We start from the raw sequence: 13,538 nt of genomic DNA, 5'->3' as shown, positions 1-13,538 counted from the left end.
TTTACCTGCCAAAGTTACCGCGGCCTCGTTGGCGGCCATCGCTTGCGTTCCCGTTGCTAGGTGCTTGCGTTGCTCCACGGCCGCCCTGCGACTGTCGAAGCTGACCGCGATTGCCTTGGCCGGTAGCCGAATTAAGTCGGTTCTGAATCGAAGAACTGTTTAAACCGCTTGGGCGCGGCGAGACTCCAGTACCGTTGCCTCCCGAGTTCCCATTGCCAATTGCCGACGGTCTCAGCGTACTTTGCGATGACCTAAGATTTGGTGCTCCCTGCGTCGCTTGTGGAAGCCGACTTCTCAGCTGATCCACGTTTGATTGGTTCAAAGGACCGCTCGAACGATCCAACGTGCTTGGCCTGTTACCATTTGATGCTGGTTGTTGCGGATTTCCACGGGCGCGGTTTTGAAGTTCGGTTGCGCGATTCTGCAATTGATCGATCCCGCCTTGTGGCACTCGTAAGCTACGTTGTTGTTGTGATCGCTGAAGGCCATTACTCGAGCCATTACCTTGACCTTGCAGATTTGGCTGTTGAAGTCCACTTGAGTTCAATCTTTGGTTTAGCCGGTCGACTGCGCTAGGCGAATTGCCTGGTGTTGTCGAGTTGGTCGCACTCGGGTTCGTCGCATTGGGACCGCGGCGTGAATCGAGTTGTGTTGCATTTGGGCGAGGATTGCTGCTCGCAGGACTGCTCGACTGAAGTGAATTTCGCAAGTCAGCGGCTTGTCCCTGACGTCCTAGCGATGCGTTCTGGTTTGCAGCATTATTGCTTGCAGATGAACCAGCACTCGACCTAGCTCGCTGAATCATGGATCGCCGAAGATCCTCGATGTCCGCAACGGAAGGCGGAGTGTTGTCTGCGTTCGCTGCGGGGCGTTCTGCTGAAGCACCCGCGGCTCCACGATTGTTGCCACCGATATTTCCAGTTTGAGCAACGGAATCGTCTCCCGAGCGGCGAATTGCAGCTCGGCGACGTGCAATCTCCTCAGGAGTTATTCGCTCTCGAAGGTCGCGTCCATTTCGAATGTCGCCCAAATCATTTGAACGAGAGTTGCCATTTGGATCACGGACCTGCAAATCATTGCGACCTTGACGAGCTGCATCGCGGACTAGATCCGAAGCTGATTGCGTTGCATCAGAACTTTGATTTCCACGACCCCTATGTTCAAATCCGTTTCGGGATTGCTCGCTGGGGACGTCGACTTTGGTCAGCCCCGAAGCGATTCGTCGCGCATCGGTGTTCACGCTGTTGTTTAACTGCAGGCGCTTCATGCCTGCGTTTAACGCCGCCGTTGACCGCGCTCCGGCCAGTGTTTCGTCAGTTTGGACGCGGGCGCGCAATCGGTCTTGTTCGTTACCAGCTCGCTCGAGACTTCTTCGTTGATCGACAAACTTTTGAACAGGCGGCGAAGTCTGATCGAACTTCTGCCTGGTCTGCTGATCGATGCGCCGAGTTTGAAAAGGGAACTGAACATCTGCATTGTTACGTGTTAGGTTTGCAATGTTTGCTGTCCGCAATGCATAAGCTTGCTGCTGGGAGGTGAAAGACGCGAATTGCTGACGCCCGCCGTAGAGTGTGACCGCAGGCCGAAAAGCCTGATTCAGCCTGTAATAGTTGTGTAACCTAACAAACTGTGACAAAAGAGAATTGTTGCGGCCGCGGTAAGCGTAGTAACTGTAGAGCGGGTCGTATCGCCGAGTAGATTGGTAATAGGTTGCCCACGGATGGAAAGCATAACGACCGGAATACCCATAGTAGTTTCCATACATGTAATGGTTATATCTCGGACATACAAACAGATTGGCATACCAGCTTGGACTTGTCTCGACAATGTACGTCGGAGTGAACTGGTAGTTGACTACTGGGTTGTTGAAGCGAACCGGGCAGAAGACCATTCCGCGTTTTTGAACACCCAAATCCCAATAGCCTGCGCGGAAAATACATCCGCTAGGAGTCCACACGTACCGCGCAGGAATCCAGATCCAGTTCTGATGGCCAGGCGACCAATAGCCCGCTTGCCACAAGTAATCTTGGCCTTCATAGCTCCAATTGCCGGGAATCCAAAAGTGATCCCCTTCGGGGGCAGGACTGCTTGGGCCGTTTTCGAGTGAAGGAGGTGGCGATGGAAGATAAGCGATCTGTTGCGACTCTACCGAGTTCCAAAAGCCGCCGATCCATTGCCAGCCGCCGTCAACATCAATCCAATACCCTGGAATCCATTGTTGGTTGGGCGGGGCTTGCCGCCAGATACCGCTGATCCAAATGTAGTCGTCCGTTTCGGGGTCCCATCCCCAATATCCCGGAATCCAAGTAACATCTTCAATCTCAGGGCGATATTCGGGCGTTAATTCTTGGATTATCGGCGGTGGCTCGCTTGAAACAATCACCCCTGGTTCGGGATCCACGGAGAACTGTTCGGCGTATGCTTCGTGGAGCGGACCGCGCAACAGCACCGACATGTCGTCATTTTCAATACTTCTGTCGTCGATTTGGTCACCGAACTGCGGTGTCTGGGGCGGTAGTGCTTCTTGGGAGAAAGCGACTTGGGACATTCCAGTGAGCGCCAGACCCAATGAAAAGTATCGAAGAGAGTTGCGAGTGTTCATGATTTGAAGCTTTCACGACCGCGTTCTGCGGTAAACAAGTGTGCCGACCCGACTTTACCAAAGGTAGTAACGCAAAGTGCATGCCGTGCTTCTGACGCCCCTGCTTTGCCGAACGGTCAGACTGAAATGAACCGGTCGCGTGCTACCACGCGCCATGGTGCTCCAGCAAGATGCTGCGTTACGGGCCTTACGTGGCTGTGGAGAGCAATAGTCGGACAGACGTGCTTGGGCAAGCCATAGAGCACACTACCCACGGCGAGTTCGGCTGCGTTGTCGACCTTAAGCACTAAATGCTCTTCGCTGTGCATGATGGCAATCGGGTTTACTAAGCCAAACCAGTGCACCCGTGGCTGCGGCATCTCTGAGGCGACTGCTTTATGGCCGAGGTCTACACAAATAGTATCCGACGTCGGTTTGCTGATGACGCGAGAAAAAACGACTGCTGCAGGAAGATAATCAAGCTCCGGCGAAATAGCTTGTTGGCCAGCGTCCCAGAAAACAGTTGTGCCAGGGCACGTTTCGACGTCGGATTGCCGGGCCAAAATCGATGAAGTTGGTGTCCCCGAGGCCACTACTCGCAAAAGACCGAAACCTTCGCTGACCAAGCGTTCACGTAACCGCCAGACTGGCAAGAAAGCTTGCTGGACCTCATTCGACAAGTCTGTAAGCTTCGGTTCGTGGAGGTGCCCGTCATAAGCGTGAAAGCCGACGACTCGAACGCCAGGCAGTTTTCGCGCGGCACGAACAATTGCTGCAGCAGATTCGTCTGGTACGATTCCAGTCCGATTCATGCCCACGTTTAAATCGACGAAAATTTCAATTGATTGCGCTCGAGCGGTGGCGGTGTCCGAGAGTTGTCTAAGGGTTTCCAGGTTGTCGACTAGCGTTGAAAAATGCGTGCTTGGGAATGCCTCCATCAACTGCAGGAATCGTTTGACATTTGGGCCAACCATTTGATAGGCAAGCAGCACGTCAAGACCACCAGCAGCGGCCGTCATTTCAGCTTCTGCAATCGTTGCAGTCTTGAATTTCGTAATGCCCGCTAGCAATTTCATCGCAACGATTTGCGGCAACTTGTGTGTCTTGACGTGTGGTCTCAGTCGGGAAACGTCGCCGGATGCTAGCACCATGCGTTGGATGTTCTCTTGAACGCGGTCCAGGAACAGCAACACTGTCGGAGAGGCAACATCGCAACTATTACTAATTTTGTACCATTGAGTCATAAAATTTATTTTCACGTACTTTTCAAAGCTAACAAGTAGCCTTCAGCCGCCTGAATTTGCTCAGCCAACAAAGTTTAAGAACGTCCGCGAGCGATTAGCAAGAAAATGTGGGACTTTTTCCGTGTAGGGCTTATCAATCCGGACGCCCCTCCAGTAACATCAGTTGTGTCTGTTGCACAATTCTTTTGCCCCAGCCGATCCATCACAATATAACTACGGAGCAATTCGCTTGAAGTCGGAACCGCAATCGCCAGACATCCTTCCGATACCTGACGATGAAGCTGCGAATATTGTGACCCATGCGATTGGCATCGCGGTCGCCGTTGTTGGCCTATTCACGATGATGTTCCTGGTTTCGAAGCAATCGTGGGGAATTGCTTTTTGTTGCATCGTCTACTCGCTTTCCGTCGTTTCGGTATTTGCCTTTTCGACCCTGTCGCACGCTGTTTACCAGCCGCGACTTCGAAATCGAATGCGAGCTTGGGATCAAGGGATGATTTATGCCATGATAGCAGGCACCTATACTCCGTTTACATGGGCTTACGGTGGTGACTTTCGCATCCCACTGCTTATTTTCATGTGGATTTTTGCAGCGGTTGGATTTTGGTCTAAGGTTATTTCGCAGCACCGCGTGAACTCAATGGCGACTACGACCTACCTTGTGTTAGGTTGGTTCCCTGCCCTGGTCTTGGGCCCACAAGTGTCGTCTGCCTGTCTGCTGGCGATGGCTGCTGGCGGCATCCTATACAGCGTCGGAGTATTCTTTTTAGTGTTCGACAACCGCGTCCGATATTTTCATGCGGTTTGGCATCTATTAGTTATCGCGGCCGCCAGTATCCATTATGCCGCCGTATTGCAATTTGTTCTTTGGCCTCTCGTTCCATCGCTAGGCAATTAGCAATCTGCTTAGACACATTGGCTTGTTTAGCTCAGCGGCTTTGCAGTGACAAGAACTCTTGAGCTTCGAATAGGTTTGGCAAACATCCTCGACCACCCAGCGCTAGTGTATTGATACTCGCGACGGCGGCGGCTGTTTCAGCGCATCTTTGAAGCGTCTGACCACGCAGATACTCAAACAGAAAAGCACCGTGATAAACGTCTCCGCAGCCTGTCGTGTCCACTGAGTTGTCCTGCAAGAAAGCGGGTTGGTGAAACAATTGGTGATCGATGCTCTGAAGCCAACTGCCGTTCTTGCCGTCGGTAATACCAACGATTTTGCAGCCCATTTTGAGTAGTGCGGAACAAGCAGCGGCTGGTTCGGCTTTTTCAGTCATGCGAATTGCAAAGTCTTTCGCAACGATGCAAATGTCAGAGCTTACTGCAAAGTGATGTCGCTCTGCGGAGTAGCTTTGTGCACCACCATCGAACGAAACGAGAATTCCTTCGTCTCGTGCTCGTTGAAGCATCTTATTGCAAGCCCGCACATGTCGACCATTCACATGTACCAACCGAATACCACTAAGATCACACTGCTCCACATCTTCCGGCTCAAGCTCCGGCGCAGTTCCTTTCTGGAACATAATTGCGCGGTCGCCTGTGGAGCGATTGACAACGATATTCGAAAATGAAGTTGAACCGGCTGCGCGAGAGATTCGAGACGTATCGACGCCGAAGTCATGAAACTCACGGAGCACTAATTCGGCAAGCTGGTCATTGCCAATCTGGTCCAGCATCGCTGGTCGACCGCCAAGTCTTGCGATGGTTGCCATGGCTGTAGCAACAGGCCCGCCGCCTTGAATAGTCAGCTGTGAGACTTCTTGAGATTCGCGGCCCTGTGGAAAATTGTTGACAATGACCAGCAGATCGACCGTTGAAGCGCCCAGTCCCAGCACGTCTGTTCGAATCGAGGTTTCTTCTTGCGAAGATTGAAACTCGTGTGCGATCAAACGAAAAGTTGCACGATGTGCGTCACGACTTATTAATTCATGATTTGGAAAATCTGTCCCCGCAATTTTCTGTTCAACCGATTCGTGATCACGTCCGCGTGCAGCATGCCGTACCATGAGTCTGGGCTTGGTAAGCTCAACGTCGGCATCGATATAGCAAGTTTCATCGAGCAAGTCGCGAAGGCGATCCCACGGCTCTATGTTGAGTAGCAAATAGTTGCCTTCGAGGACGATAATTCTATGCGTCGGCTCTATCTGAATTGCATCGGCTTTTGGGTCTTGTTGTCCATGATCAAACGCGGGGGCAAAAATGGTCGAAGCGGAATCGCACCGCAAACGTGAAACCAATGCAACAAAGGCTTCCGCATCAAAGGTTCTGGGGGTCCCTTTTTCTGCGGTCAAGCCATGTTGATGCAAATACTCTTCAGGCTGGTGGAAACCATCCATAGGAACCACGATAGCAAGATCTCTATCCGCGAAATGATTGATTAGACGGACCAAATTTCGCGCGAGAGTAGATTTACCGGCTGCCGGAGGCCCTGCGATTCCGAACAAGAACCGATCACCGTTTCGCAACGTTTTTGCAAGGATATTAAGTGCAAGTTCTTCGATAGTTGTAGGGAAGCTTAGCCGCGAGTTCATCATCGAAGGCGCCGATAGTTCGGGGGCAGAGAAGAGTTTCAATGATACCGCCTAATTCCACAGTACGAGAAGCGTCCTTTGTCAGGAATGCATGGACCGAGTCTACCGGTGCACCGCGAGTCGCAATATGGGGCAGAAGGCCTCTGTCAGGTTCGTTTAACACTGAAGACGTTCACTGCTTCAAGTTTGTCAGATACCGCAAGTACGATTTAGAGCTTGCCAAGTTTTGACCTTGGATTAGTTACCCCAGCTGCTGTCGATTTGAATCACTCTGAGTCATTTAATGTCACTCTGCCAGCCACGTTGGCGATGCTAAAGAAAGCTGCAATCACTGGTAATTTGCAGGGAAAAGAAAATCGGGCCGGCGGGATTCGAACCCACGACCTCTACCACCCCAAGGTAGCGCGCTAGCCAGGCTGCGCTACGGCCCGATTTTTGAGCCGCTTTCTGGCCCATCGCTGACCACTTTACGTAGCCAGCAAGCGAAAGCCTAATATGTAACTCGCGTTTCGGCTAGTACTAACGCAAATTCTCAACGGTTCATCAACGCAAACATCGATTTGAAACAAAATTTGCCTTACAGTCTACGCCCTGGGATGGAGCTACCCAGCCGAACTCCTACAATGAAAAGACAAACGAAAGCTACCACTGTGGCTTATTGACGTGACAAAGCCTAAAGGCCTCTTCAAAATTCTAGCTCTCAAACGTTAGCGAACCCAAAATGCGAATTGCCGAAATCTTTGCCAGTATCCAAGGCGAGGGTTCTCTCACCGGCGTTCCAAGCATCTTCGTTCGAACCAGCGGCTGCAACCTGCGATGCTGGTATTGCGATACTCCCTATGCGTCTTGGTATCCCGAGGGCGAAAATCGGTGCATTCAAGACATTGTTCAACAAGTTATTGATCATGATTGCGAACACGTTGTGATTACCGGCGGTGAGCCGCTGATCGCTGTCGGAATTGAAGAGCTTACCCAACGACTGGCTGAGCATGGATGTCACATTACCATCGAAACCGCCGGCACCGTGATTCCAAAAAGCCCTCTTCGGTGTCACCTGATGTCGATCAGCCCCAAGCTGAGTAACAGTGCGCCCGATCCAAAGGCTGAACCAGAATGGCACCTTCGGCATGAGAAGACCCGGCATTGCCCCGAAGTTGTTCGTCAGTTAATGCACATGAGCGACGACTATCAGTTGAAGTTTGTTGTCAGCTCTGTGCTGGATGCTGAGGAAGTACTCGAGTACTTAAACTATCTACCGGAAGTTGATCGACGAAAAGTTTTACTCATGCCGCGAGGTACGACCCATGATGAGCTTAAGTTCCAAGTCGAATGGTTGCGCCCGTGGTGCGATCAACATCAACTGAAAGTCTGCGACCGCATGCACATTCACTGGTTTGGAAATGTTCGCGGTACTTAGAAACGATTTCTCGCCGAAAGTGATATAGTCATATGGTCAGTATAAAAATTACAGGTTCGACTGCGAGTATCGTGATGGATCGCAAGGCGGCTCATAACGCCATTGACGAGATTACACTGGGACAGTTGCGACAAGCGTTTGATGACTTGCATCAGGAGAAACGCGTTCGCAGCGTTATTCTGGCAGGCTCGGGGAAAACGTTTTGTTCCGGAGTCGATCTCAAGTCATGGCACCAATCGATGCGCAATGATGGTGAATCGCTCGAGACGTGGGATGAGGTTGCAGCTGGCTTGCAGGCCCTCATCGAACAAATGTTGCGGTTTCCAAAGGTAATCATTTCGGCTCTTGATGGCGGAGTTATTGGTTTTGGTGTTGCACTAGTTCTTGCAAGTGACTTGGTTGTCGGAACCGAGCAGGCGTATCTTTCCTTGCCAGCGCCGCGTCTTGGACTTGTTTCCGGACACGTTGCTCCTCTACTTTATTTTCGCTACGGAGCTGCTGCGGCAGCACGGTTGTTGTTAGGCGGTGAACAGATAAGCGGTAGTACTGCGGCGTCTTATGGTTGGATTCATCGACTAGTTCCGAACGATCAAGCGTGGATAGCCGCGGAACAATGGGGGCGTGAAATCGCCGACAGCGCTGGAGAGTCGATTCAGATGACAAAACGGCTCCTAAACGAAATGATTGGCGAAGCAATGTTTGACGCGTTATCTAGTGGAGCTAGCGCTTTAGCTACGATGTGCTCAACCGACGTGGCAGCCGAGGGTGTGTCCGCTTTCGTACAGCACAGGAAGCCCGAATTTGACTAGCTTTCAACTCCAATCTCAACAGCTGTAAGTATGTTGGGGTTTTGCACCGTTTTTCGGCTGATGTTGAAAATTTTCAACATCATTACCGTTTGACGGGCGACTTCGCCGTGACGGAAAATTTTTGGAGCAGACTCTCTAAGTCCCTGCATTGCAACAGTTTGAAGTCGAACGATCTGTCTTCTAAAATTCCACCCGGCAACTGCAAAGCGGCTTTGGCTCGCGATATGCAATTGTCAGCAAGGACTCTGCGGTATGACGCCGCCAAGCCACAAATTGAGGACCTTGAAATGCATGCTCGCTGGTTAGTTGACACTGCTGCTTTGTTGGCATACCACACTCCGTCATTCATTCAGGCGCAGCAACCGCTACCCCACCGCTCTGTCTACAAATACTGGTCATCTTCTCGACAGCGATTTGATTCGTGGCATTCCTTTCTCCGCGAACATAGGGAAGCACTTGAGGAAGCTGGAGCATCGTATCGCGGCTGGATCTGGAAGCAGCTTCAATCGGCCATCGAAGAGATTTTCTTGAGTGATGTTCTTGTCCGTGTTATGGGAGGACTTTGCACAAAGCTAGAAAAGTCCAATATCGACCAAGATGCAGCAGCGATAGCAAGTAGTGTGATGGCAGGTCAGGAAGACTGCCGAAACCGATGCTTGCAACTGATCAACAATGGAATTGGGTTGCCAACAGATCTGTCAGTCAAGCTGAATCGAGTTCGGTATTCGCTTGAGAACTGGACAGATACACTTTTAACCACAATCGACCACAGCCCCGAAGTTCTCGCGTTTTGCTTTAAGACCCCCGACGAATCGACTCTGGTCCATGATGCGACTGGAAGTGAACCTGGTCAACGAAGACGGCTGCGGTGGCAGTTCATGATGTCCGGTTGTCAGCAATGGATTAACAATAACTGCACTTCGATTTCTGCGAGCCCTGAAGCAAACCATGCGATTCACCAGTCCGTCTATACCTTGATGCAGCCGGAGTGGATGGACGTGATCCAGTACGAAGACTCAGGCGAGCTTTCTGGTTGCGAGAAACTCGTAAGCAGCTTGCAGGGAATGGTCGATGAAGCGTGCAGCTAGCTAGTGAGTCACTTCCATTCAAATTATGGATAGTTGTAAGCGGGATTGTCGGGATCGAAGTCTTCTTCCGTCAAGCCAACATTCAATTGAACATCACGGTAAACGTATCGCTCCTCCAACGGAGGTTCTTCATCTGGTGATTGGGGCCACGAGTATGAAGCATAGCTGAGAGGAATCTGGCGGGCGCGGTCAATTAAGATTTCGGCGCGATGAAAATCGACACCGCCGATCTGCTCGGGGTGGACGACAACAATCTTTGACAGAGTCAAGTCTTCCCATGTGTATTGATCATCAATGGTGACCTGGCATGTGGAGATTTCGCGGTCGCGAAGGCCTTTTTCGATCAACTTTCTAAGCAGATTTTCGATTCCCACTTGGCTTGCCGGGTATTTGTTGCCGCGCATCGCAACTATTCCGTTAGGAGGCAAGTTTGCTCGTACAAATCCGAAGATACCTGCCTCGTGAGCAATCAAATTGTTATTGTTTCTGCCTTCAATCCAGATGACTTCACGACCCTTGACGGACTCAGGTGAAGCAAAAAGGAAGTACGCATGCAACGGATGATCCTCGGTAGAGTTCGGGCGAGGAGAGCGTGTCATTATTTTTAATTTTATCGTCTGCGATTCCCCCAGTTCGCCACCAACGCGCTCTTGTTTCTCCAGGGTAGCGGTGTAATCGAAGACATTGGCCCGCATGTTGGCAACCGCGTCGCTCGCAAGTTTGAGCACTGGATCAAGCGGCGATGAATCGAGGTCGGGCAGTTCGTTGATCTTCTGAAGCGAATCTGCAGCACGAATTCTCTCACGGGCGACGAGTTCTGCTCCCTTTTGGCGAAGATTCTTTCGGTAATCCCTATACCTTACGAAAACAACCAAGAACAACCCAAGACCGATTGCGCCTATCAAGCCGATGCGCATCAGTCGTGCAGTCCGAATTCCGTCCCCTTCTCTAACCATTTTCGCACATCCTCAATTGCGATTTCTCTCGCAAGTTGAAACCCCTTGACCGATAATGAAAAATCACGATGAAGATGATGAATAACTAAGCCGCACACACACAGTTGTCGAAATCCTTCGAGGAACTGCACGGTGATTTCTGGATTTGCGGCGTCACGAAAAGCGATCGTGTGACCTTCTTCCAGTTCAATGTAAACAGCGACTAAACGCGAAGGTGCCTCAAATGCCGTTTGCAGTCCCTTGATCTCTATGATACCCCTTTGTCGAGCTGCGAAAAGGATCGTTCGAGCTTCTGGAAGAAGTGTTTCCAGTTTTGGAATCTCGGGCTGATCAATGATTGCTTGGGAGCACAACTGCGCTAACGCGACCAATATCGGCGCTCCAGCTCCTAGGGCTTCCCACGAACCGGAAAGGTACGAGTCGACGGGAGTGATCGATGTGACGTTCTTGATGGGACGCGAAAAGGCGTAGGTGTCTTCGTCCATGGTCGTTTTTGCAAGAGAGTGGGAAGTGGTATGCAGAAAAAGATTATAGCGAATTGGTCCAATCGATTGAAATCGACCTATCAGCGAGGCTTTTCGAAACGTAACCTGCCAGATGAACTTCAGCGTGGAAGTAGGCTGAATTTGGGTGTCCAGAGCTGTCAACATGGCTGCGGCTGCCCAGATGACGCTAGAAATACGGAATTTTTAGTCCTCGGGGGAGAAATGCGACGAACTCAACTAGCACCTCGCCTTAAATTGCTGGGACTTTTGCTGATTACGGCTTCCATCATTATGGGGCTATTGCTGTCGGCCGCTGGTGTACAGACGGTAAATTTGAAGGCTCCGTTTGCGCAAAAAGTGGCGAAACGGCTAGAGGAACTGCCTCGACTCGACAATGCGAACAGTGTCCGTTTTGACAATGGCAGCATTGGGACAGATTCCTTTCAAGCTTGGCCGAACCCTGCCTCACCCGCCTCTACCGTTCTGCCGCCCAACGGATTTCTTGACGCTGCGGCTGGGCAAACGAGCGATTTTAGCGGGATGGCGACAGATTCTGAAATTCCGAACGAGCAGTCAACGTCGGAACCGATGGAAGTACCCTTGTGGGGTTTGATCGCGCCCATGCTAATCGCTGGCGTCCTCTTATGGATGACGCCCCAGCCTTCAACGGGTAACGCTGCCGCCCGAGCACGACGACGGTAGTATTAGTGGCTGAAGCCTTCTGCTTGGCTGGCCGCTTATAGCTCCACTTCGTTTGCCTGAATATCTCCCTGTTTGTTTGGGGCTATCGTGTTTGTACGGAATTGTGCAAGATTGACGGTAGATTTTATTGACCGTCGGCAGATATGTCGTTGCGCTACTGAAGTTTCCTTTCGCTAGCTGGTCCCTACTTTTAGCATTGAAACAGGCAGCGCAAATGGTTAGACGAGATTATGAGTGGGTTCGTAGAGGGGACAGGTAAAATGATGCTCAAGTTTCTTCGGCAGTTTACGATTACCGCGGGCTTCTGGTCCGTCGCGCTCCTATTTGTTGCAGAATCGTTGCAAGCTGCGGAAGCCAGATCGCGCATCTTCGTGTTAACCGATATTTCCAACGAGCCTGACGACGAAGAGTCCTTGGTGCGATTTCTTGTTTACAGCAACGAATATGACATCGAAGGTCTAGTCGCAACAACGTCAACATGGCTCCGCAAAGGAACACGCGAAGATCTGATCCGACGTCAGATCGATGCCTACTCTAAGGTCTACGAAAATTTGAGCAAGCATCAGACGGGCTTTCCTACGCCCGATCATCTAAGGGCTGTAACAACTACCGGACAGCCCAATTATGGAATGGCAGAGGTTGGGGCGGATAAAATGTCCCCTGGGGCTAAGCTGCTGATAGATGCCGCCGATCGCGGCGATGATCGCCCATTGTGGGTCTCGGTGTGGGGAGGTGCAAACACGCTGGCTCAAGCGTTGCTTTATGTTAAAGAGAACCGCAGTTCGGAGGCACTCGATGATTTTGTCGGCCGATTGCGAGTGTATACTATTTCTGATCAAGATGACTCGGGACCATGGATCCGCAAAACGTTTCCACAACTCTTCTACATTGTTTCCCCGAGCACTGCTGGGGGGGAGGACTATCATTGGGCTACGTGGACCGGTATTAGTGGCGATAATTTCTATGAAAACGGTACGGGCTACAAGATGGAACTGGTAAGCAAAGAGTGGTTGAAGGAAAACGTTGCCGAGAACCATGGCCCACTTGGTGCGCTCTATCCGATGCCGCCCTATATCATGGAGGGAGATACACCTTCATTCCTGGGGCTTATTAACAATGGCTTGGGCTGGAATGAAAATCCGGCATATGGAGGTTGGGGAGGACGCTATGCCTTGTATCAACCTCTTTCAGAGTCTCGGAAAATCTGGACGAATAATCGGAATACTCGGGACAAGATTCCATCGCTCGATACCATCCAGGCTTTTGATACGGCCACGATCTCCCGCTGGCGTGAACATTACCAGAACGATTTCGCTGCTCGGATGGATTGGTGTGTTAAGAGCGAGTATAGCCAAGCTAATCACAATCCAATTGTGATCCTGAACGGAGATGAATCGAAGCAGATCCTAAAATTCTCAGCCAAGCCAGGAGATTCTGTCAAGCTCAATGCCGTGGGCACCAAGGATCCAGATCGGAATAACTGCCAAGTCAAATGGTGGATTTACCCTGAATTAAAATCCTACCCTGGTTCGGTCAAACTCGAGCAAAACGAAGGCTTGGAAACGACCTTGGTGTTAGAGCCCAATGAGAATCAGAACGCAACAGGCGACATCCATGTCATTATGGAAGTTAGTGATGATAGTGCACCTGCTCTTTGGTCGTATCGACGCGCAATCGTGCACGTTGACTCTAAGTAATGGTACACCATTTAGGCACAGTTTTTCAGAA

11 protein-coding genes and 1 tRNA gene are annotated in these 13,538 nt (G+C 51.0%); 6 read left to right on the top strand and 6 right to left on the bottom strand.

From position 1 onward, the window contains the following. Position 1 precedes the first annotated feature (1 nt). Positions 2 to 2,602 carry a YXWGXW repeat-containing protein gene (locus SH451x_RS19675; protein WP_479358769.1) on the bottom strand — a complete coding sequence of 867 codons (2,601 nt, stop codon included), beginning with the start codon at positions 2,600 to 2,602 and terminating at the stop codon, positions 2 to 4. Positions 2,603 to 2,718: 116 nt separating this feature from the next. Then, on the bottom strand, positions 2,719 to 3,825 hold the full coding sequence (locus SH451x_RS19670; RefSeq protein ID WP_479358768.1) for a D-TA family PLP-dependent enzyme: 1,107 nt from the start codon (positions 3,823 to 3,825) through the stop codon (positions 2,719 to 2,721). Positions 3,826 to 4,054: 229 nt separating this feature from the next. On the opposite strand from SH451x_RS19670, the gene trhA reads away from it, so the two are divergent. After that, positions 4,055 to 4,723, top strand: a complete 669-nt coding sequence (gene trhA / locus SH451x_RS19665; RefSeq protein ID WP_479358767.1) for a PAQR family membrane homeostasis protein TrhA — start codon at positions 4,055 to 4,057, stop codon at positions 4,721 to 4,723. 31 nt (positions 4,724 to 4,754) lie between these two features. Here the strand turns inward: trhA and SH451x_RS19660 are convergent, their stop codons facing one another. Both SH451x_RS19660 and SH451x_RS19655 read right to left on the bottom strand, forming a co-directional pair. Continuing rightward, positions 4,755 to 6,395, bottom strand: a complete 1,641-nt coding sequence (locus SH451x_RS19660) for a PfkB family carbohydrate kinase (protein ID WP_479358765.1) — start codon at positions 6,393 to 6,395, stop codon at positions 4,755 to 4,757. Between the two features lie 314 nt (positions 6,396 to 6,709). After that, a tRNA-Pro gene (locus SH451x_RS19655) sits at positions 6,710 to 6,784 on the bottom strand. Positions 6,785 to 7,074: 290 nt separating this feature from the next. Here SH451x_RS19655 and SH451x_RS19650 point away from each other — a divergent pair. From SH451x_RS19650 to SH451x_RS19640, 3 genes are all read left to right on the top strand, one after another. Continuing rightward, a complete protein-coding gene (locus SH451x_RS19650; RefSeq protein ID WP_479358764.1) occupies positions 7,075 to 7,770 on the top strand; it encodes a 7-carboxy-7-deazaguanine synthase QueE in 696 nt (231 codons plus the stop codon). Positions 7,771 to 7,802: 32 nt separating this feature from the next. Beyond that, positions 7,803 to 8,579, top strand: a complete 777-nt coding sequence (locus SH451x_RS19645; protein ID WP_479358763.1) for an enoyl-CoA hydratase/isomerase family protein — start codon at positions 7,803 to 7,805, stop codon at positions 8,577 to 8,579. Between the two features lie 158 nt (positions 8,580 to 8,737). Next, a complete protein-coding gene (locus tag SH451x_RS19640; protein WP_479358762.1) occupies positions 8,738 to 9,667 on the top strand; it encodes a hypothetical protein in 930 nt (309 codons plus the stop codon). A 23-nt stretch (positions 9,668 to 9,690) separates the two neighbouring features. Here the strand turns inward: SH451x_RS19640 and SH451x_RS19635 are convergent, their stop codons facing one another. Together SH451x_RS19635 and SH451x_RS19630 are read right to left on the bottom strand one after the other, a co-directional pair. After that, complete coding sequence (locus tag SH451x_RS19635) at positions 9,691 to 10,623, bottom strand: DUF1571 domain-containing protein (RefSeq protein ID WP_479358761.1); 933 nt, start codon at positions 10,621 to 10,623, stop codon at positions 9,691 to 9,693. Next, a complete protein-coding gene (locus tag SH451x_RS19630) occupies positions 10,584 to 11,108 on the bottom strand; it encodes a hypothetical protein (protein WP_479358759.1) in 525 nt (174 codons plus the stop codon). Before SH451x_RS19630 ends, SH451x_RS19635 begins: the two co-directional genes overlap by 40 nt. Before the next feature lie 222 nt (positions 11,109 to 11,330). Here SH451x_RS19630 and SH451x_RS19625 point away from each other — a divergent pair, with 222 nt between their 5' ends. Both SH451x_RS19625 and SH451x_RS19620 read left to right on the top strand, forming a co-directional pair. Further along, positions 11,331 to 11,810 carry a hypothetical protein gene (locus SH451x_RS19625; protein ID WP_479358758.1) on the top strand — a complete coding sequence of 160 codons (480 nt, stop codon included), beginning with the start codon at positions 11,331 to 11,333 and terminating at the stop codon, positions 11,808 to 11,810. 260 nt (positions 11,811 to 12,070) lie between these two features. After that, entirely contained in the window at positions 12,071 to 13,507 is a 1,437-nt protein-coding gene (locus SH451x_RS19620; RefSeq protein WP_479358757.1) for a DUF1593 domain-containing protein, read from the top strand. Positions 13,508 to 13,538 lie beyond the last annotated feature (31 nt).

Source organism: Njordella aestuarii (assembly GCF_056494165.1).
Note: the sequence above shows the minus strand (reverse complement) of the source record. Positions and strands in the feature narration are given on the sequence as shown.